Origin of the sequence: Bacillus sp. PSXD-155 (assembly GCF_049310765.1) — a bacterium.
Classification (GTDB): domain Bacteria; phylum Bacillota; class Bacilli; order Bacillales; family Bacillaceae_G; genus Bacillus_A; species Bacillus_A cereus.
Genome location: NZ_JBMOWC010000017.1, coordinates 36,375 through 55,762, shown reverse-complemented (window position 1 = coordinate 55,762; position 19,388 = coordinate 36,375). Strand labels below are relative to the sequence as shown.

Genomic DNA, 19,388 nt, shown 5'->3' with positions numbered 1-19,388 from the left:
TTTATTAAAATTCTTTTGCGTAGTTATTGTGTTGCATAATGTTTTGTTTTAATAATTCCATACGATCTTTTCCGAATTGTTCGACTAGTGCATCTGCAAGTTCCCATGCCACAACAGATTCAGCTACTACACCCGCTGCTGGTACTGCGCAACTATCAGATCTTTCAATACTCGCTTGGAATGCTTCCTTCGTATCAATATCAACGCTTGCTAACGGTTTGTATAATGTAGGAATTGGCTTCATAACGCCTCTTACGACAATTGGCATACCTGTTGTCATACCGCCTTCTAAACCGCCGGCATTATTCGTTTTTCTCGTGTATCCTTTTTCTTCATCCCACAGAATTTCATCATGCACTTTACTTCCTGGTTGTCTTGCCGCTTCAAAACCTACGCCAATTTCAGCACCTTTAAATGCATTTATACTCATAATTGCACCAGCAAGTTTTGCATCTAATTTACGATCGTAATGAACGTAACTACCAACGCCAATTGGCATACCTACTGCAATAACTTCCACAATACCACCGATTGAATCTCCGCTACTTTTTGCGTTGTCAATCGCATCCATCATTTCTTGCTCTACTTCTTTATCTAAACATCGAACTGGTGAGTTTTCAGTTATCGTTTGAATTTCTTCAATCGGTAAGTTTGAAATATGTTTTGCTTTTACTCCACCAATTTCAAGAACATGTCCTGCAATTTTTACGCCTAATTCGCTTAAAATTTGTTTTGCAACTGCACCAGCAGCTACACGAACTGTCGTTTCTCTTGCAGATGAGCGCTCTAATACGTTTCTTATATCACGATGACCATATTTAATTGCTCCATTTAAATCCGCATGTCCTGGACGTGGTTTTGTAATTGTACGTTTCATGTCTTTACTTTCTTTTTCAGAAATTGGCTCAGCACCCATTACTTTCGTCCAATGTTTAAAATCATCATTTTTTACGATTAACGTAATCGGTGATCCAAGTGTCATCCCGTGACGAACACCACTTACAATTTCAACTGTATCTGTTTCAATTTGCATGCGTCTTCCGCGTCCATGACCTTTTTGTCTTCTTAATAATTCTTTATTAATATGTTCCGCCGTAAGTGTCAAACCTGCTGGTACACCTTCTAAAATAACTGTTAACTGCGGTCCATGTGATTCTCCAGCTGTAATGTATCTCATTTCTCTTGCCCCTTTACTATTTTTTTGTACAAAAAAGTCCCTACTGAGCGCTCAGTAGGGACGATGTTTATCGCGGTACCACCCTAGTTGTAGACAACTGTCGTCTACCTCTCTTCTTCTTTAACGATCGTTTGACCGTCTTCCCCTCCATAAGTTGTGAGAAAGATGCTCCAAGGCTGTAATTCATGCTTACCTTTGTACTGATTCACACCAGCCATCAGCTCTCTTTAACAGTGAGATAAGCACTACTGTTTCCTCTTCAACGCATATATGATATGGAATTAAGATAATTTATTTTTGAAACCTTTTAACTCATCCATGAATCTATGGAATTCTGGAATGTCCATTTGTTGTGCAGAATCTGACAATGCAACTGCTGGATCTGGATGAACTTCAGCCATTACTGCATCTGCGCCAATTGCAAGTGCTGCTTTCGCTGTTGGTAATAATAAATCTCTGCGTCCAGTTGAATGTGTTACATCAACGATAACTGGTAAATGTGTTTCTTTCTTTAAAATTGGTACTGCAGAAATGTCTAATGTGTTACGTGTTGCTCTTTCGTATGTGCGGATACCACGCTCACAAAGAATAATTTGATCGTTACCTTGCGCAATGATGTATTCCGCTGCGTTAATGAACTCATCAATTGTTGCTGCTAATCCACGTTTTAATAATACTGGTTTGTTAACTTTACCTACAGCTCGTAATAAATCGAAGTTTTGCATGTTACGTGCGCCAACTTGAATTACATCAACGTAGTCTAATGCCATTTCAACATCGTTCGGATTTAAAATTTCACTAATAATTGCTAAGTCGAACTCGTCTGCTACTTGGCGTAAAATTTGTAGTCCTTCTACTCCTAAACCTTGGAAATCGTATGGAGATGTTCTCGGTTTGAATGCACCACCGCGCATTAATTTTAAGCCTTGGCCTTTCATCGCTTGCCCTACTTGACGAACTTGCTCTAAGCTTTCTACTGCACAAGGTCCCATTATGAACGTTTGTGTTCCGTTTCCAATCAATTCACCTTTTACATCAACGATTGTATTTTCTTGTTTCTTTTTACGTGATACTAGTAACGCTTTACGGTTATCATCTTCTTGTAACTCTAAGCTTGCTTTGAAAATCGTTTTGAAAATATGTTGAACTGTTGATGTTTCGAATGGTCCTTCGTTATGCTCTGCGATCATATCAAGTACTTCACGCTCACGTACTGGATCAAAGCGTTTCGTACCTTGTACTTGCTTTTGCTCTCCAATTTTTTGAACGATTTCACCACGTTTGTTTAAAAGGTGTAATAGTTGTAAGTTAATTTCATCTACCTGTTTACGTAATTGATCTAATTCATGATTTGCCATTTGGAAATCCTCCTCTAATGTTTTAAAAGTATAGTAAGAGAATAAAAGATTCTCTATTTTCTGAACTGGTTAATTATACAAATTTATAGTGGAATCGATACCTCTTCTTATTTTAAACTAATAATTCGTACAAAGACATGAACTACTAGTTAAAAAGCCACTTTTTTGTACAAAAAAGCCCTACTGATCCAATCAGTAGGGACGATATTTATCGCGGTACCACCCTAGTTGTAGACTTCTTTCGTCTACCTCTCTTCATTGTTAACGATCATCTGACCGTCTTTCCCTTCATAAAGACAATACTATCTTTACTACGAAAAAGATGCTCCAGGACTGTAATTCGCTCTTGTTTTTGTACTGGTTCGCACCAACCACCAGCTCTCTGTTACAGGGAAACAACAACTACTGCTTTTCCTTTCAATGCATGACTATTTTATTTTCAAGTTGGACCACTAAAATACAAAAAGTCCCTACTGAATAAATCAGTAGGGACGATATTTATCGCGGTACCACCCTAGTTGTAGACTAACTTTCCGTCTACCTCTCTTCACTGTTAACGATCAATTGACCGCTTTTTCCTCATAAAGACAAACTATCTTTATTACGAAAAAGATGCTCCAAGACTGTAATTCATGATTATCCCTGTACTGGTTCACACCAACCACCAGCTCTCTGTTACAGTAAGACTAACCACTACTGTGATCTCTTCATTGCACTTTGTTTATTCAAATGTTTTTGAAATTGAATAAGTATGATTCGTATTATAGAACGCTTTTCAAAACACTGTCAACAACTTTTTATATATTTTTTTAAATTCCACTTTCGTCCTATAATTCTTCTTGTAAATCACCCATTACAATTCCTATGCGAATTATTTCATTTTCTAGTAAATGTAAAACATATTCCTCTACTTCATACTGAACTAATAATTCTTTTATTTGTATGATTTCTTTTTCAAATAAAACGGCTTCTTGACATGTTTGTAGTAAAATAAAAAACACATTTGCAAACATTTCTTTATGCGCTTTCATACTTTCTTTTTTATGAAGCATTTCAATCAATAACTGCTTCATTTCCTCACCTGTACATTTACCATTTACACTTGAAAATGCACGAGACATAATACATAATCCTTTTTCTAATATTTCATCCATGTATAAAATAATACGTAAAAGCATTACATATTCTCTCGCTGTTATCTCACCCATTTTTGGTCGTTCTCGCAAAAATACACTGAGCCAAGCTGTCCAAAATTTTTGTTGTTCTTTTACACTTAATGTTTTGACGTAATAGCATAAAAACTGCATAAATTTAATTTTATTTTCTTCATTTTCTAGTATGAGTAAAGGGTATAACCAATCTGTTTTTTGCTCCCAATATAGTACACATTTAATAAATACAAAGCTAAGCCACTTCAAGAAAGCTTCCCTCGTATGCGGATGTAATACTTCCAAATGTTCTATCGCATACTTAATAAAACGCTTCATTTCTGTAAATAAAGGTAAATTTATTTGCGTGTAACATAAACCAGCCCATGCATATTCCGTAATTTCATTTTGTTTTTTTAAATCTAAGTATGGTAACAAATATTTTCGGCACCATTGCTTTTCAATATGATATAGAAATGTAATATCTGCTATTAAACGAGCAAACATAAAGTTTGTTCGTACTGAATTAACTCTTACTTGTTCTTCAAATAAAAATAAATATTCATATACATTACGATCGTATAAATGATCATATGATAACAACTTTAATAATACAGCCGTCATTTTTCCAACAGGATGCTGAATTGATTCATTGTAAAAATCTTGTTTTCCAAGCTTAAAATCCGTATCACTTTTCATAACTTGAGGAAACACTGAAAAAGCAAAGCGTTTTACAACACGTATACTATTCTCTTCTAACTCTTCTAGTCGATTACTAATTTCATATAGAAAACTACTAATTAACCAATGAAAAGCAGTATTTCTAACAAATTTCTGCAATAACGGAATAATTTTTTGGATTTGATCATTTGTCAATCCTCTGTTATTTCGCCATTCTCTAATACAAACAAACCATACTTCATTACTTATTTCTTGCACTCCTACTAATTGATATGCGAATGAAATACTCCACTCTGTATTCAATTTACATGCTTTTGATAACATCTCTAAAAAATGGCGTTGTTCAAAAACACCATCTTGCGAAAATTGCCGAACTTGCTTCATAATTTCAACATCTTTCAGCTGCAATAATCCGTCAGCTGTTACATTACAAGTAATGCTTTGCGCTGTATCCTCTTTCTTTTGTACACTGTATCGTTCAGAATGAAAATGAGGATGCTTTTGCTTCATTAACTCATACCCATTTGCCGTAGATGGACTATTTGAATCACACTTGAATAATAAGTCTAATACGAGACATGCATCAAATACCCTCTCTTCTGTAAGATGCTTTATTACAGTTCGAGTGACTTCTTCTTTTGTTTTTTCTAAACAATGTGCATAATGACTTTTTAAAAGTTGGAAAACTTCGTGTTTATAAGTGAAATCTAAAAGAAGTCCTTCCTGTAACAACCATTTCATTTTGTCATCTACACGAACAAAAATATTTTTATTCATCGCATCAATTGCAATTCGCTTTTGAAGTACACTATTCGCTTCTATCATTTCTGTAATATAATAATCCGCTTTTTTCTCATTGTTTTCACATAAATAAGTTAAACACTCTTTTACAATTTGTATTAAAAATGCAAGATCATTTTGATGAAATTCTTTTTCTACATCTTCCTTATTTCTCTTTTTCAGTGCCATTTGTCTTAACGACAACATTCTCAATTTTTCTAATCCGATCATCATAATTGGAACAGCATAATAGGCGATATATGGCCTCATCTTTTCGTTCCAAATTTGCTCCACATGAGAAAATGTAGATACTGGTAAGCGACTCGATTCCTCGAGTTCTATTGATTCTTGCGTATCATTTCCCCATTTTCTTACACGTTTCAACTTCAGCTTTCCGTCTAAAATAAAAGTTAGTAACAATAAGGCAATTTCTTTATGCTCAGGAAAAGAACATTTTTGCAATAACTTAGAAATCTTTTCTATAGAGCTACTATCTTTTTCAGCAGTTTCTAATAAAAGGAGTGTCCACCTGGCAAACAACAATGGGTCCATCTCACTCTTCGTTTCGTTTAAGTAGTTACAAATTGTTTTCCATAATAACGTTGATATTTTAGAATAGTTTTTATAAATTAATTGAAATAATTCTTTCTGATGACTAAAAAGAAATTGTTCCACTAACCATTCTGCAAGTAATTCATCTACTTCATTATAGTTTGGCGTAAGCATAAACAAATTTTGTAATTTACCTTCTGCTTCTAACCATTCGACCCATTCATAATCGTGAGCAAATTCCACAAAGTAACGAACTGTTTCAATTTTTTTAATTGATTGCTTTATGTATGATAATTGTTCCTGTTCTACTGACGGGGGAACCGTTACAATATCCCGAATACGCATTCTTTTCGTAATATAATTATCACCCATTAATTCCGCCCAGCGTTTTACTGCTTTTACGAGAGATTGATGATTATTCACTTTATTCGGATACACAATCGGTCTTATCCCTAAATGTTCCCAGTGGTACGTATTTTCTCCTTGTGCGACAAAAGCAAATCGTCTTGTACTTGGTGGTAAACCAGTTGCTAAATATTTCATTACTGGGTCATTATGACTATATCCAACGAATAAAACGGTGTAATTTGAGAATAGATCGACTAAAAATCTTCTCGCCCAACCTTCCGTTAAGTAAGCCCTTCCAAAATCACCGTCTGTTAAAATTAAAGCCTCTTTCTCCTGTTCTACATTACCATGTATATAAGCAAGACCTTTAAAAGCTCTCCCAGTCGGTAAAGCTGGAGCGTAATAAACATTGATATCTCTATTTATTTCTTTAATTGCAGTTGTAAAATGTTGATCAAAATTTGTTGTTACAATGCGGATATCTGTATCTAAAGGAAATAACCTTGGAATTGCATAATGTAATGGATTCGGTTTTGATTTCTCTATATGAACAAGATCTCTTGCGACTTGATGTACATCTTTTGTTTTCGCAATTTTACCAAGATAATAATCATGTGGTTCTGTTATTTCACGCTTTTCGACATATAACGTTTTTGCAATTTCATCAACTAAATCATCAAAATTTGGTAAGTTTGATTTCCCTTTCATAGAAACTCCCGCTCCAACAAATAACACTAACTTTCCTTGCTCAATGTGATCAATTAACTCATCTGGAATTTCTACTTCTGAAGTAATCCACATCCTGGATTCCCCCTTACCTAAAAATGTCATACACTCTCATTTTACTATAACATTTTTTCGTTATTTTTATAATATTTAGACTAAATTCCGAACATGAAAAAGTTTTATGTAAATAAATCCGTTACAATGTATGAACTACAGAATTTATTGAAAAACTATGTATAAATCGGAGGTGTAAATTTTGAATGATTTCACAGTAGTGCTTATCAAGTTTATATCATGCATTATCGCATTTAGCATTGGGCTTGCTTTATTTTTCCCTGCAACGTTTGTTCAAATTATTTCATTCAGTCTCTTTGTTACAATCGTATCCTACATGTTCGTTGATAAAATTATTTTAAATCGAATTGGCAATACTGGTGCCATTATGTCGGATTTCTTATTAACATATTTAAGCGTATGGATTTTCGGTAATATTTTATTAGACAACTATATGCAAATTGCATGGGGCAGTATCCTTTCTGCCATCGTCTTCACTTTATCTGAAGTAATCGTTCATCGCTTCTCTAACTCTCATACAAGGCACAACAATGATAACATTCGTATTAATCGCCGCTTTGCATATGGTACGGAGTTTGCTGAAGAACAAAATATATTGGATAAAGACAAGAAGAAGTAACATTTTAATGCAGGAGCGCCCTTTTTAATTATGTGGTGCTCCTTTTTTGTATTTTTTCATTATGGTACGTGAAATTATATAAACGATTATTTCAAAATATCGACTTACCGACAATATTTGACGCTATTTTTCTAATAAAAAAAACTGCCTCTTATTTAGAGGCAGCCACTTTCAAGTCTTTTAATGCAACAACATCCGCAAACGCTCCCAATACTGTGTTATGATGTTTCACAATATCTTCAGCACGTAACACTTCTGTATTAAATGTACTATGCGCATCACTCACTAACGTTACTTTATATCCTTCACTACATGCTCTGCGCGTTGTCGTATCTACACAATACTCTGTTTGCATTCCCGAAAGAATAACGTGTTCAATTCCTTTCTCTTGTAACACTTCGCTTAAGTTTGTCTTATGGAATGAATCTGGCGTCGTCTTTTCAACAATATCATCCCCTTCTTGCGGAGCGATGGTCGGATGGATTCGCCATCCATCCGTACCTTTTTCTAACGGATGGTCTTTAGGACCATTATGTTGGACATAAATAACTGGAATATCATTTGAACGACATTCCCCAATAAGCTCTTGCAATGTTTGTAAAAACTTTTCCCCATTATGTACTGGCATTCCAGCTGTATACATACCGGCTTGCACATCAATTACGATTAATGCTTTTTTCATTTCGCACAGCTCCCTTCGTTTATATAAGCCATTGCATATTCATTATAATTGTTTGTATTCCATCATCCAACAATCTTCTAGTTCCCCCTCATGCAGCTCATGTTCCTTTAAAATCTTTACTTTTTTAAATCCGCATTTTTCATAACACTTTATCGCTCGTTCATTATTTACTTTCGGATCCATTGCGATTGCTTCTGCTCCCATTTCACCCATAATGTATGTAATTGCTGCCTGAACGAGTTTTTGTCCAATTCCTTTTCCCCAATAGGCTGGTTCACCGGTAAATTGATCCATTCCCCATACATTTTGTGATTCTTTATAGCCATATATCGCTTTCCACTCTGAATCAACTGGGTACATTTGTATGTAACCAATCGGAACGGTATCAAATTCTATTAAACATCTATTTTCATTACTGTTTGGACTATGCATAAAATGATCAAGCACCTTTGCTACAGATTGCGGATTATCTCGTCCTTCGTAATACCGCAGGACTGCTGGGTCCGTTAACCATTTAGAAATGATAGCTGCATCATTTTCCATTACGTATCTAATCAATAAACCTTCTTTTTGAAAAAGCATATTATACCTCTATTATTCCTTTATATTTTTTCTTGATGTTACATCTTTCATTGCACCTACTAATGCATATGGTAGTAATGTAATCGCAAAAAATGCTGTAAATACGTTAAATTGCGGGATTGTATAGAGTGTGAACCATTCAGTGAAAAATTGAGAATTTAATATTCTATTAAAAAACTCTCCGCCTGGCCTAAAGTTTGGTGCCCACGCAGTTATTTCACACAAAATAAACAGTAACTGAACAATAAAAAATGCCCCTAGATAACGAAACCAAGTCCGTTTCCATATAGGTTGTGCATTTTTTAATATACCCCCCATCTAATCCCCTCCTTAAATATCCATCATATTAATTATACACTTTCCTCACTTTATTTATTAAAATTTTCTATATAATTAATACCGTTGGGGGAATACATTATGTCTAAACCTATACTTACATCCACTTTAATCATTCTTAGAGGAAACTCCGCAAGTGGTAAAACAACGATTGCAAAGCAACTACAAGAACATTTCGGACAAGGTACACTTTTAGTCTCTCAAGACGTCGTGCGTAGAGATATGTTAAGAGTACACGACACGATGGGGAACTTATCTCATGATCTACTATTTGAAATTACGAAGTACGGAAAAGGAAAATGTAAGTTTGTTATTTTAGAAGGTATTTTAAACAATCGTAGATACGGTGATATGTTGAAAGAATTAATTCGTTATTTTGATGGAAATGCATTTACATATTACTTTGATTTATCACTCGAGGAAACCATTAGACGACATAACACAAGGGACAAACGACATGAATTTGGTGAAGATTCCCTACAAAAATGGTATACTCCGCACGATACAATTGAGGTTTCCAGAGAAACTATTTTTACAGATAACTTTACGCAAAAAGATATATTTGATGCGATTCTTAATGATGTTGCGATACAAAAACAAGACTAATATAATATGTTAGCCTTGTTATGTTCTTTGTGTTTCCGTTTTTATAATTGAACAATCTTTACATAAATAATAGTATATATTCATTTCCCCGAACTGGAAATCAACTACTGAAATAAGTTCACGTTCCTCGATATCTTGTGTAATTGTAGCAACATACTTCATCTCTTTAGAACAAGTTGGACACGCCAAATGCTCTGGAAGATCCGCATATAATGGTGCCCCTAATAATCTACATACATATTCAGAACCGAACAAGTCAAAAGCTTCCCAGTAACTATCTTCATCTGTAGGTATATCTTCATTTTTCATATTTATAAGCTTTACCGTTGTTTTTGGTAATGAAACTGGTAACTTATCTTCCTCTTCCATTATCCATTCTTCTGTATTTTTCTGCTTTATGATTTGAACTGTTTTACCTCCATCACTTAACTGAAAATATTGCGGTTCCCACACCATCGCGCAGTTCAAGCATGAAACGAATGGTAAAATATTTAGTTCATTACTTTTAAGTTCAGCAAGTCTCCCATCTTTTAAATCAAAACAGAGAATTTGATGCATCTTCTCACCGCATAACTTACATACTGGCAAATTACAATCTTGACCGCCAAAGTAATGATTATATGAATCTTTTCCCTCTATTACTCTATACCCTTTCCGCTCATTACAATGTACGCCATATAATTCTATTGTCATATTCTATCCTCGCCTTTTATAAGAATGATTCACAAAATGATAATAATTAAGACTAAAAAACATCGTCTTCCTGAATAGTTTCCATAATAAATTCTTTTAAACTCGGAGATATTTCTTCCATTTCGTCATCCGCGTGATACCAAATATATATTTTATCATCCATTTTTCCATTATTTATTTTAAAGCACAATTTATCCCCTGAACCATCGTCACCAATTATGATAAGATTTTCTGGCATAGACTCATCTCTCATGTCAATGTTTTGTCTAACAATATCATCCCAAGTTTTTGTTACATTTCTATTATCTTTAATCGGATATAGTATCCATTCCCCTATTTCAGCATTATTAACTAATTTAATAAGATCCCTATATTGATTTGGGAAAGCAGCACCTAGCTTTTCTTCCGTTTCTTTTATTTGCAACTCCAATACACCTTGTTTCTTTGTTTCAATATATTCTCTTACTTCTTTCATGAAATACACCTATCCTTTGAACTTAATTACACTATTATGAGTGAAAGTGTTTAGTAAACGATTTGATCCGATTTATATATTTCATTATACGTTAACCCTTCGTTTTCAACATACTATTCTTCTCTACTTCTCAATAACTTTCTGTTCTACTTCCTTACCTCATTCTTAATAGTTTTTCTAAACATGAGACAATTTTTATGTTTTATTACAGGTTTATTAATAAGTCATTTAAAAATCCTATTATACTTCCACTAAAAAAATAAAAGCCAGCCTCAATAAAGAGAACTGACTTCTATTTGGATCATTATAGTTACTATAAAATTTTTACTTTAACAGTTTTTCTTCCCCAATTCATAGCTTTACTTTTTGACCCCATTAATACATCAATACGATTACCTTTAATTGCGCTTCCAGTATCACCAGCGATAGCTTCTCCATAACCTTCTACCCATACTTTAGATCCTAATGGGATTACTTTCGGGTCAACTGCGATAATTCTCATATTCGGATTTGCCGTTAAATCATGCCCCATCGCAGTTAAAACGCGTCCACCATATGTACCATTTTCACTTGGATCAGCAGTATACGCTGTCGCTACTACCGTTAATTCACGTTTAGCAGACTGTATATTGTTTTTTGATACTTCTTTCGCTCTCTCTTCTTCTTTAGCCTTTGCTATTTCTCTTGCTTTCTCTTCTTCTTTTGCTTTTGCTATTTCTTGCGCTTTTTCTTCTTCTTTAGCTTTTGCTATTTCTCTTGCTCTCTCTTCTTCTTTTGCTTTTGCTATTTCTTGCGCTTTCTCTTCTTCTTTTGCTTTTGCTATTTCTTTTGCTTTTGCTATTTCTTTTGCTTTCTCTTCTTCTTTTGCTCTTGCTATTTCTCTTGCTATTTCTCTTGCTTTCTCTTCTTCTTTTGCTTTTGCTATTTCTTGCGCTTTTTCTTCTTCTTTAGCTTTTACTTCTTCTTTAACTTTTGCCTCTTCTTTAGGCTTTACCATTTCTTGCGCTTTCGGTTCTTCTTTAACTTTTACTTCTTCTTTGACTTTTGCCTCTTCTTTAGGCTTTACTATTTCTTGCGCTTTCGGTTCTTCTTTAACTTTTACTTCTTCTTTGACTTTTGCCTCTTCTTTAGGCTTTACTATTTCTTGTGCTTTCGGTTCTTCTTTAACTTTTACTTCTTCTTTAGGCTTTACTATTTCTTGTGCTTTCGTTGTTTCTTTCGCTTTTGCTACTTTCTGCGTCTTTACTTCTTTCTTTTCTTTAACTGATTTTTGTACTTTCGCTACTTGCTTCGTTTTCTCTTCAGTTTTCTTTTCAGTTGGTGCTGTACTTGATAGGAAAGAAACGTTTGCATAAGCAATTTTTCCTTTATACTCAAATTCCAACCATCCGTCTTTTACTTGATGCGTTGATTCAATTACATCATCTTTTTTTAGTCTGCCAAGAATTTCTGAATCTGTGTTTGCTTCGGTACGTACATTTAACAAATTCGCCGTTACATGATACACATCTTTTGTAAACTCCGAACTTACAAACACTTCTTTACCGTCCAATTCAATTTTTGACCAGCCATCTTCGGTATTGATGACTTTTAACTCTTGCCCATTCTTTACTTTTTCGACCACTTTTGATTCTGTAGTCGGTTTTTCACGTACGTTAAGTACATCTGCTGTTACGATTGTTTCTGCGGTAGCAGTTGTGGTAAACGCCCCCAATCCAAAAATAGTTGCTGTTGCTGCGCCAATTACTTTTTTCATATTAGCCTCCATTATATTTTTTTGAATTTTATCAAATGTCTCTGTAAAATTGTATAATTTTACATAATATCAAAACATTTGCAACAGTATATTAATACGGCTTAATATACTGTTATTAAAACTCCTCACTTCAATACTAACAAATTCTTATTTCTAATTCTATATATTATAAATCTCCTTATCTTTTATAAAAGCTTCATGCCCTTCTTCACACTAAATAGTTGTTGCAATTCCCGCCAAAAATAAACTTACGATTGCTAAAATTTGAGTAGCGACTATAGCCCCTCTTAAATGAAACTTATAATCTTTATATCCTTTCATACCTGCCGTACTAGGAATCACAACAAACCTTGGAGTAATCCAGCAAAAAATTAGCCAATCAATTATAAGTAAATCTACTAAATTGAAAATCATTAAAATACCAAAAGTGTGTAAATAAGCATCAATATACAATAATTTTTCATGCTTATGTAATATATATGTAGAAACGAAAGGACAACCGAAAAGAATAGTATTGTATACAATATTAAAGTAAATGGTTTGCTTTTTTTCATGAATCGATTTTGGAAAAACTACTTTTTGAATATCTTTCGGATAATCAGTTAATGAAAGTCGAGGATTATAATATAAGGACCCTAAAATCATTACGGATAGTACAATAGACATGATGACACCAACGTACATCATTTGCTCAAATTGATTCATACGCTTCATTCACCCTTTTCTGTAATTACTATGTTAATCATTCACTTAATTACACATTGTATGTACGTACATAATCAAAAATTAACAACTAGCTTTAATAGCGAAGCAAACAGATGTAAACGTACTAAAAGCAATGATCGATCCAAATAATATCCCTTCTCGCAAAATTTTACTAAGCGTAGGTTTTACATCGGAGAAAGTTTGTGAGATTGATGGATTACCTGGGGAAATTTTGAGCACATACATATAATTACAAAAAGGCAGTGCTACTTATGTAGCACTGCCTTTTTCTTTATTGGAATAATCCTTTTCCTTTATTCATTTACTTATAAAGTATTGTCAGTTCTTCTTTATGTTCTGTATTTCCACATTATTAATATTTCACGTCAAGGAGAGATGACTGAAATGAATAATCAAAAAATTGAACTTACTGGTCGTATCGTTACACCTAATGATCCTGATTATAATTCAGCGCGTGAAGAATTCAATACATTCTTCAACAAATTTCCGTTAATCATTGTTTTTGCTCAAAATACGCAGGATGTAGTAAACGCTGTTCGCTGGTCAAGGCTACATAACGTTCCTATACGCATGCGCTCTGGACGTCATAATTATGAGGCATTATCCGTCAGTAATGCTGGTCTTGTAATTGATGTAAGTGAAATGAAGCAATTAGAAATAGATCACAATAATGGAACTGTAACTATCGGGACTGGATGGAGAAATATTTCTTTAATTGAAACACTTGCTGCTGAAGGATTAGTTGTGCCGAGTGGTGTTTGTCCTACTCCCGGGATTGCAGGTGTTACTTTAGGTGGCGGACATAGTATTCTCTCTCGTCCGTTTGGATTAACTCTCGATCATTTACTTGAATTAGAAATGGTAGACGCGAATGGTTGTATAATACGCGCTAACGCCAAGTGTAACTCCGATCTCTATTGGGCTTCGCGCGGTGCTGGTGGTGGTAACTTTGGAATATGTACTTCGTTTAAGTTTCGAACACATAAAATTAATACGGTAGGATTTGCAGAAATAAGCTGGGGGATATCAGATTTAAAACCTGTATTAACCTCTTGGCAAGAATATACGCTACCTTGCGCTAATAAACGACTTACAACTACTCTTTTTATGTCTGCAGGATTAGAACCATCATTATTAATGCAAGGTGTATTTCTCGGTTCTGTACAAGAATTGCAGTCGCTACTACAGCCATTACTAGAAGCCGGTTCACCACTGCAAGTAACTATCGAAGAAATACCATGGGCAGAAGCAGCAGCGAAAATAGCTGAGAAGCAACCTGCAACACCTTTACCATTTAAAAGTGTTGGTCCATATGTATATGAACTATTACCAGAAGAAGGACTATCCATTATCGATCACTTTATTAATAATGCACCTCCCTTTTCCACCACCTCCGTATTTTTCCACGGATTAGGCGGTGCTGTTGCTGAGGTGCCAAATGAGGCGACTGCTTACTTTTACCGAAAAGCACTATCAAACATGTCAATATTCGCTACTTGGGAGCAACCAGAAGGTGCTGGTGGAAGTATTCGATGGGTTGAAGACTTCCGTTTGGCAATGCTTCCATTTACAAAAGGTGTCTATGTTAATACTCCTGACCTATCCATTAAAAATTGGCCAGATGCATACTTCAGTTGCAACTTTGACCGATTAATGGAAGTAAAAGCAAAATATGATCCGAAAAATGTCTTTAACTTTCCGCAAAGTATTCCGCTTTTTTAAACTATATATTCCACCTAATATATCAAAATATAAAACATCCATTTTTTAAATGGGTGTTTTATAAACTAAGTTTACATAACATAATTATTAGTTACTTTTTTTTGCTAAATATCTATTCAACAATCCAAAGTAACACTTTCTCAAACTCTTTTTTGGGCAACATACTTTCTTTTATATAGCCATTCTTTTAATTGTACTTCATCCAAAGTTTCGTTCCCCTCTCGTGATCTTTCACACTATATTCGCTCGTTTTTCACAAAAGGTTCATTTTACATGAAAATTTATTTATTACAATAAAAATATAAGGTATATTTTTAAGAAAAGGAGGATTTCAAGAATGAATCAAGAGGATAAAATTTACGCTGAAAAAGTGCTAAAAAATCTATTCATCGGATCACAAGTTGATGGATTACAATTTGGTATTTCTCCAGCCGCTATAAAGATTCATTTCACAAACTTTCACGACTCAGTTGATTATGACGGACAATTATATATCAATATCGAATCCAAATGGTGTTTATTTAATAAACTTCAAAAAAGATACCCATTAAATGAAGATGAATTTGAAGTTTATTCTGAGGAAGAAGAATATTTAAGATAAGAAAACAAAAAGTTACCGATATACGACTCGGCTTAGAAAGCCCTCATTTAATTATTACATTAGAGAGTGGACAAATTATTTTTGTAAATGGTTTTCATGATTATTATGAATGTTGGCAATCTGGTGTTCTATGTGAGCAATGGCTTGTAGTCGCTGCACCTGGGAATGAAATCGCCACTTGGGCTCCCGATGAGTTTATCGATAAATAAACTGTCTTCACGAAGAAGAACCGAAGATATTTTATGAACTACATAACTATTTCTATTACACTTAAACGAATGACCATTTTACTTTAATAGAACTCACTTTATTAAAGCTGAAAGGATGATAATGATGGCATGTGTCCATGATTTTGGAATAATTGACGATTTTACTTCTCAAAAAAATTACGAAGATTATACACCAGAGAAATATCATTGTATTTCTGTTGATGATGATATTATCAGTAGCTTAAATCGAAATTTATCAATTATGAAAACCTACTTTCATACAGTCAAAAATCAAGAACACGGTTTAGCTCATTACGGTATTACAATTATCCCGCCTGAATCATTAGCAATTTTCTATGAAACAGTTACATCTTCAAAGTTCTTCAGAAAATATGATGAGCTGAATGAGTTAGCTTCAAAAATTGTACAAGCCGCAGCAGAACAGAAGTACATGATCCATTATGGGGTTTAAATGTAATTCAAAAAAAGCTTAGGATTTCTCCGAAGCTTTTTTTGTATGTTACTAATAAATTTATTTCCTTAACCATTTAGTCCATGATTGAGCCTATGGCCCCACCTTTTACAAGTGAGGGCGCCCCTATTAATCTAAATAGGCGTCTCATTTCCAATCTTCCAGCTAAACCATTTCCCATGCCCTTCTGTTTCTCCAACCGTTTCACGATATTCGTTTCCGTTAATATAATAATCAATATGAAGGTCACGATCCCACATGTTGTTATAAAGGTGGAATACATCACGTTTTGCGCCAATTTCTTGTATTTGTTTTTCTAACTTATGTTTTACTTGTTCTGGTATTTGATTTGCGACGTGTGTATGGAAAATACAAATAACAGCTTCTTCACTTATTTGTTCAATAATAGATGATAATAGCTCTACACCGTCTCCTTCTATGAATTGGACAGATTCATTTTTCACTAAAGATGCAGCTTGATCAAACATCTCAAGCCTTTCTTTATGTTCTGGCCAAATTAAAGCACGTAACCATAAATAATCTTCCTCATTATGTAAATCATTCACATGTAAGTCCAGTCCGATTCTTTCTACGACAGATGGGCTTTCTTTTAGAAAATGCGGTACATTCTCCCCTCTTATTTCAGAAGTTACATGCACATTTGAATTTATATTTCCGTACATTTCATCCGTCCCGTACGAATAACTATATTGGTCCCAGAACAGTTGCAACCCAGAACTTGTCCCAATTTCAATTAACGCTAACGGCTTCTTCACTTTGTTAAATATGTAGCAGAAACTTGGGTATAAGTATGCACACCGTCTTACTTCATTCGTTTGAACGAGCTTCGTTTGTAACAATGTAATGATTTCTTCTCGGTACTCTTTACAGAAATCTTTAAAATGATCAAAAGCTTTATTTAAATTTGTATCGGCATTTTCAACTAAACTACTATAATACGTTTTTAAATGATGTTCTTTCCCTGCTAACAATAAATAATGTACTGCACCTAATAGTAAGTTTGGGACTGGTTGACCTACCTGAGCACAGGACGATAGTGTAAGTACTTCCTCATCTTCAGCAATTTTCATTGATAAATATTCATATAAATCACTTGACCCTTTACATTCCTTTATTGAAAAGTTTCGAAATAAGTTTGAAATTTGTTCTTTTGTACACATTAGAGTCCCTCCTTTTTATTTTTCAGAATAATCTTACCATTACAGAAAGAATAATCCCATAAAAAGGTACTCGATTTAGTCACTTAAGGATACGTAAGCTTTTTCGAGATAATTTCAAACTGTAATTTTTTTCTATTTATCACCTTAAAAGAGCTTGTTAAATAAGATTTTTAGCGAATAAAACGTTAAATAGTTTAAAATTATCAGATAACACTAGATATTTTAGTCTATTAATTATTATAATAGAGTATGAGATGGTTATATAATTGAGACAAAAAAGGTATACACCTAGGTGGGGCCTAGGCGGTGTTTCTCTTTTACGGCTTAGACATAGAAAACACCTACACTTTTTTGCCAATATAGGGGATGGAGAGATTATCATGAGCAACATGCAGCAAAAAACAGACGTTATCTTAATTGGTGCAGGAATTATGAGTGCAACGTTAGGCTCATTACTAAAAGAATTAGCACCAGAATGGGAAATTAAAGTTTTTGAAAAACTCGCAAGTGCCGGGGAAGAAAGCTCTAACGAATGGAATAATGCAGGTACAGGGCATTCTGCGCTATGCGAACTGAACTATACTTCCGAAAAATCTGACGGATCTATAGATATTAGTAAGGCTGTAAAAGTGAATGAGCAATTCCAGCTTTCAAGACAATTTTGGGCATATCTTGTAAAGAGCAAATTAATTCGTAATCCACAAGATTTTATTATGCCACTACCTCATATGAGTTTAGTACAAGGGGAAAAAAATGTTGAATTTCTAAAAAACCGTTTTGAAGCGCTTTCAAAAAATCCACTGTTTCAAGGAATGGAATTTTCTGATGCTCCTGAAACATTAAAAAAATGGCTTCCACTCATTATGGAAGGCCGCACATCTAATGAACCGATGGCGGCAACGAAGATTGACTCTGGAACAGATGTTAACTTCGGTGCATTAACACGTATGTTGTTTGATTACTTAAAAACAAAAAATGTCGAGCTAAACTACAAGCATAGTGTCGAAAATATTAAGCGCACGAAAAATGGTTTGTGGGAAGTAAAAGTACACGATATGAATAGTGGTAAAATTGAGCATCATACTGCTAAATTCGTCTTTATTGGCGGCGGTGGCGGTAGTCTACCTCTACTTCAAAAGACTGGTATCCCTGAATCAAAGCATATCGGAGGATTCCCGGTAAGTGGACTATTTATGGTATGTAAAAACCAAAAAGTTGTAGAGCAACATCATGCGAAAGTATACGGTAAAGCTAAAGTTGGCGCTCCGCCAATGTCTGTACCTCATCTAGATACGAGATATATAGACAATAAAAAAGCTTTACTGTTTGGACCATTCGCAGGCTTCTCACCTAAATTCTTAAAAACTGGCTCAAACCTTGACTTAATCGGTTCTGTAAAACCGAATAACGTCTTAACGATGTTAGCTGCTGGTGTAAAAGAAATGGGACTTACAAAATACTTAATTCAGCAAGTTATGTTATCGCACGAAAAACGTATGGAAGAATTACGCGAATTCATTCCGAACGCGAAAAGTGAAGATTGGGATATTGTAGTTGCTGGACAACGTGTACAAGTAATTAAAGATACTGATGCTGGCGGTAAAGGAACACTTCAATTTGGTACAGAAGTAGTAAGTGCAGCTGACGGCTCAATCGCCGCATTACTAGGTGCATCACCAGGTGCTTCTACTGCTGTTCACGTCATGCTTGAAGTATTAGAAAAATGTTTCCCAAGCCGCATGGTAGAATGGGAAGAAAAAATAAAAGAAATGATTCCTTCATATGGCATTTCACTAACTGAAAATCCAAGATTGTTCCAAGATCTTCACACTTCGACTGGTCGTACACTTGGATTAAACGAAAAAGAAACTGTTCATAATTAA

At 34.4% G+C, this 19,388-nt stretch carries 16 protein-coding genes, 2 pseudogenes and 3 other annotated features; of the genes and pseudogenes, 7 read left to right on the top strand and 11 right to left on the bottom strand.

What is annotated here, in order from left to right; all coding sequences use genetic code 11:
- Positions 1-4: 4 nt before the first annotated feature.
- From aroC to ACO6VI_RS19020, 3 genes are all read right to left on the bottom strand, one after another.
- Complete coding sequence (gene aroC / locus ACO6VI_RS19030; protein ID WP_063547666.1) at positions 5-1,177, bottom strand: chorismate synthase; 1,173 nt, start codon at positions 1,175-1,177, stop codon at positions 5-7.
- A 53-nt stretch (positions 1,178-1,230) separates the two neighbouring features.
- Positions 1,231-1,449 (bottom strand) — a binding site (T-box leader).
- A 9-nt stretch (positions 1,450-1,458) separates the two neighbouring features.
- Positions 1,459-2,535 (bottom strand): bifunctional 3-deoxy-7-phosphoheptulonate synthase/chorismate mutase, encoded by a 1,077-nt coding sequence (locus ACO6VI_RS19025; protein WP_161519834.1) that lies wholly within the window; start codon positions 2,533-2,535, stop codon positions 1,459-1,461.
- Between the two features lie 194 nt (positions 2,536-2,729).
- Positions 2,730-2,965 (bottom strand) — a binding site (T-box leader).
- 54 nt (positions 2,966-3,019) lie between these two features.
- Positions 3,020-3,255: a binding site (T-box leader), on the bottom strand.
- Between the two features lie 107 nt (positions 3,256-3,362).
- Positions 3,363-6,845 carry a DUF4020 domain-containing protein gene (locus ACO6VI_RS19020; protein ID WP_063547668.1) on the bottom strand — a complete coding sequence of 1,161 codons (3,483 nt, stop codon included), beginning with the start codon at positions 6,843-6,845 and terminating at the stop codon, positions 3,363-3,365.
- 181 nt (positions 6,846-7,026) lie between these two features.
- On the opposite strand from ACO6VI_RS19020, the gene ACO6VI_RS19015 reads away from it, so the two are divergent.
- Positions 7,027-7,464 carry a YndM family protein gene (locus ACO6VI_RS19015; protein ID WP_000997702.1) on the top strand — a complete coding sequence of 146 codons (438 nt, stop codon included), beginning with the start codon at positions 7,027-7,029 and terminating at the stop codon, positions 7,462-7,464.
- 151 nt (positions 7,465-7,615) lie between these two features.
- Here ACO6VI_RS19015 and ACO6VI_RS19010 read toward each other — a convergent pair whose 3' ends face one another.
- Genes ACO6VI_RS19010 through ACO6VI_RS19000 form a run of 3 tightly spaced genes read right to left on the bottom strand, consistent with a single transcriptional unit; the run spans position 7,616 to position 9,046 of the window.
- Positions 7,616-8,146, bottom strand: coding sequence for a cysteine hydrolase family protein (locus tag ACO6VI_RS19010; protein ID WP_063547670.1), 531 nt, complete (start codon positions 8,144-8,146; stop codon positions 7,616-7,618).
- A 42-nt stretch (positions 8,147-8,188) separates the two neighbouring features.
- On the bottom strand, positions 8,189-8,728 hold the full coding sequence (locus ACO6VI_RS19005; protein WP_063547672.1) for a GNAT family N-acetyltransferase: 540 nt from the start codon (positions 8,726-8,728) through the stop codon (positions 8,189-8,191).
- 12 nt (positions 8,729-8,740) lie between these two features.
- Positions 8,741-9,046: a YfzA family protein gene (locus ACO6VI_RS19000; RefSeq protein WP_063547674.1), complete on the bottom strand. Its 306-nt coding sequence runs from the start codon at positions 9,044-9,046 to the stop codon at positions 8,741-8,743.
- 99 nt (positions 9,047-9,145) lie between these two features.
- On the opposite strand from ACO6VI_RS19000, the gene ACO6VI_RS18995 reads away from it, so the two are divergent.
- Positions 9,146-9,670, top strand: a complete 525-nt coding sequence (locus tag ACO6VI_RS18995; protein WP_063547676.1) for a kinase — start codon at positions 9,146-9,148, stop codon at positions 9,668-9,670.
- Between the two features lie 18 nt (positions 9,671-9,688).
- Here ACO6VI_RS18995 and ACO6VI_RS18990 read toward each other — a convergent pair whose 3' ends face one another.
- From ACO6VI_RS18990 to ACO6VI_RS18975, 4 genes are all read right to left on the bottom strand, one after another.
- Positions 9,689-10,363 (bottom strand): hypothetical protein, encoded by a 675-nt coding sequence (locus tag ACO6VI_RS18990; RefSeq protein WP_063547678.1) that lies wholly within the window; start codon positions 10,361-10,363, stop codon positions 9,689-9,691.
- A 52-nt stretch (positions 10,364-10,415) separates the two neighbouring features.
- A complete protein-coding gene (locus ACO6VI_RS18985) occupies positions 10,416-10,838 on the bottom strand; it encodes an SMI1/KNR4 family protein (RefSeq protein ID WP_063547680.1) in 423 nt (140 codons plus the stop codon).
- 313 nt (positions 10,839-11,151) lie between these two features.
- Positions 11,152-12,594: a cell wall-binding protein EntB gene (entB, locus tag ACO6VI_RS18980; protein ID WP_088020666.1), complete on the bottom strand. Its 1,443-nt coding sequence runs from the start codon at positions 12,592-12,594 to the stop codon at positions 11,152-11,154.
- A 213-nt stretch (positions 12,595-12,807) separates the two neighbouring features.
- Positions 12,808-13,299, bottom strand: a complete 492-nt coding sequence (locus ACO6VI_RS18975; RefSeq protein WP_063547684.1) for a hypothetical protein — start codon at positions 13,297-13,299, stop codon at positions 12,808-12,810.
- A gap of 85 nt (positions 13,300-13,384) precedes the next feature.
- On the opposite strand from ACO6VI_RS18975, the pseudogene ACO6VI_RS18970 reads away from it, so the two are divergent.
- The 4 genes and pseudogenes from ACO6VI_RS18970 to ACO6VI_RS18955 form a co-directional block, all read left to right on the top strand.
- A pseudogene (locus ACO6VI_RS18970) lies at positions 13,385-13,549 on the top strand (N-acetyltransferase); the annotation flags it as partial.
- 155 nt (positions 13,550-13,704) lie between these two features.
- Positions 13,705-15,042, top strand: a complete 1,338-nt coding sequence (locus tag ACO6VI_RS18965; RefSeq protein ID WP_063547686.1) for an FAD-binding oxidoreductase — start codon at positions 13,705-13,707, stop codon at positions 15,040-15,042.
- Positions 15,043-15,379: 337 nt separating this feature from the next.
- Positions 15,380-15,852: pseudogene (locus ACO6VI_RS18960) on the top strand (hypothetical protein).
- Positions 15,853-15,973: 121 nt separating this feature from the next.
- Complete coding sequence (locus ACO6VI_RS18955) at positions 15,974-16,324, top strand: hypothetical protein (RefSeq protein WP_003270899.1); 351 nt, start codon at positions 15,974-15,976, stop codon at positions 16,322-16,324.
- Positions 16,325-16,458: 134 nt separating this feature from the next.
- Here the strand turns inward: ACO6VI_RS18955 and ACO6VI_RS18950 are convergent, their stop codons facing one another.
- On the bottom strand, positions 16,459-17,505 hold the full coding sequence (locus tag ACO6VI_RS18950) for a DUF2332 domain-containing protein (protein ID WP_063547688.1): 1,047 nt from the start codon (positions 17,503-17,505) through the stop codon (positions 16,459-16,461).
- A 380-nt stretch (positions 17,506-17,885) separates the two neighbouring features.
- On the opposite strand from ACO6VI_RS18950, the gene ACO6VI_RS18945 reads away from it, so the two are divergent.
- The gene (locus tag ACO6VI_RS18945) at positions 17,886-19,388 is read left to right on the top strand and encodes a malate:quinone oxidoreductase (protein ID WP_000069161.1); all 1,503 of its coding nucleotides are present in this window, start codon (positions 17,886-17,888) and stop codon (positions 19,386-19,388) included.

Excerpts from the sequence above, each read along its gene's own strand:
- aroC (WP_063547666.1), bottom strand. The coding sequence starts at position 1,177 with ATGAGATACATTACAGCTGGAGAATCACATGGACCGCAGTTAACAGTT.
- ACO6VI_RS19025 (WP_161519834.1), bottom strand. The coding sequence starts at position 2,535 with ATGGCAAATCATGAATTAGATCAATTACGTAAACAGGTAGATGAAATT.
- ACO6VI_RS19020 (WP_063547668.1), bottom strand. The coding sequence starts at position 6,845 with ATGTGGATTACTTCAGAAGTAGAAATTCCAGATGAGTTAATTGATCAC.
- ACO6VI_RS19010 (WP_063547670.1), bottom strand. The coding sequence starts at position 8,146 with ATGAAAAAAGCATTAATCGTAATTGATGTGCAAGCCGGTATGTATACA.
- ACO6VI_RS19005 (WP_063547672.1), bottom strand. The coding sequence starts at position 8,728 with ATGCTTTTTCAAAAAGAAGGTTTATTGATTAGATACGTAATGGAAAAT.
- ACO6VI_RS19000 (WP_063547674.1), bottom strand. The coding sequence starts at position 9,046 with ATGGGGGGTATATTAAAAAATGCACAACCTATATGGAAACGGACTTGG.
- ACO6VI_RS18995 (WP_063547676.1), top strand. The coding sequence starts at position 9,146 with ATGTCTAAACCTATACTTACATCCACTTTAATCATTCTTAGAGGAAAC.
- ACO6VI_RS18990 (WP_063547678.1), bottom strand. The coding sequence starts at position 10,363 with ATGACAATAGAATTATATGGCGTACATTGTAATGAGCGGAAAGGGTAT.
- ACO6VI_RS18985 (WP_063547680.1), bottom strand. The coding sequence starts at position 10,838 with ATGAAAGAAGTAAGAGAATATATTGAAACAAAGAAACAAGGTGTATTG.
- entB (WP_088020666.1), bottom strand. The coding sequence starts at position 12,594 with ATGAAAAAAGTAATTGGCGCAGCAACAGCAACTATTTTTGGATTGGGG.
- ACO6VI_RS18975 (WP_063547684.1), bottom strand. The coding sequence starts at position 13,299 with ATGAATCAATTTGAGCAAATGATGTACGTTGGTGTCATCATGTCTATT.
- ACO6VI_RS18965 (WP_063547686.1), top strand. The coding sequence starts at position 13,705 with ATGAATAATCAAAAAATTGAACTTACTGGTCGTATCGTTACACCTAAT.
- ACO6VI_RS18955 (WP_003270899.1), top strand. The coding sequence starts at position 15,974 with ATGATGGCATGTGTCCATGATTTTGGAATAATTGACGATTTTACTTCT.
- ACO6VI_RS18950 (WP_063547688.1), bottom strand. The coding sequence starts at position 17,505 with ATGTGTACAAAAGAACAAATTTCAAACTTATTTCGAAACTTTTCAATA.
- ACO6VI_RS18945 (WP_000069161.1), top strand. The coding sequence starts at position 17,886 with ATGAGCAACATGCAGCAAAAAACAGACGTTATCTTAATTGGTGCAGGA.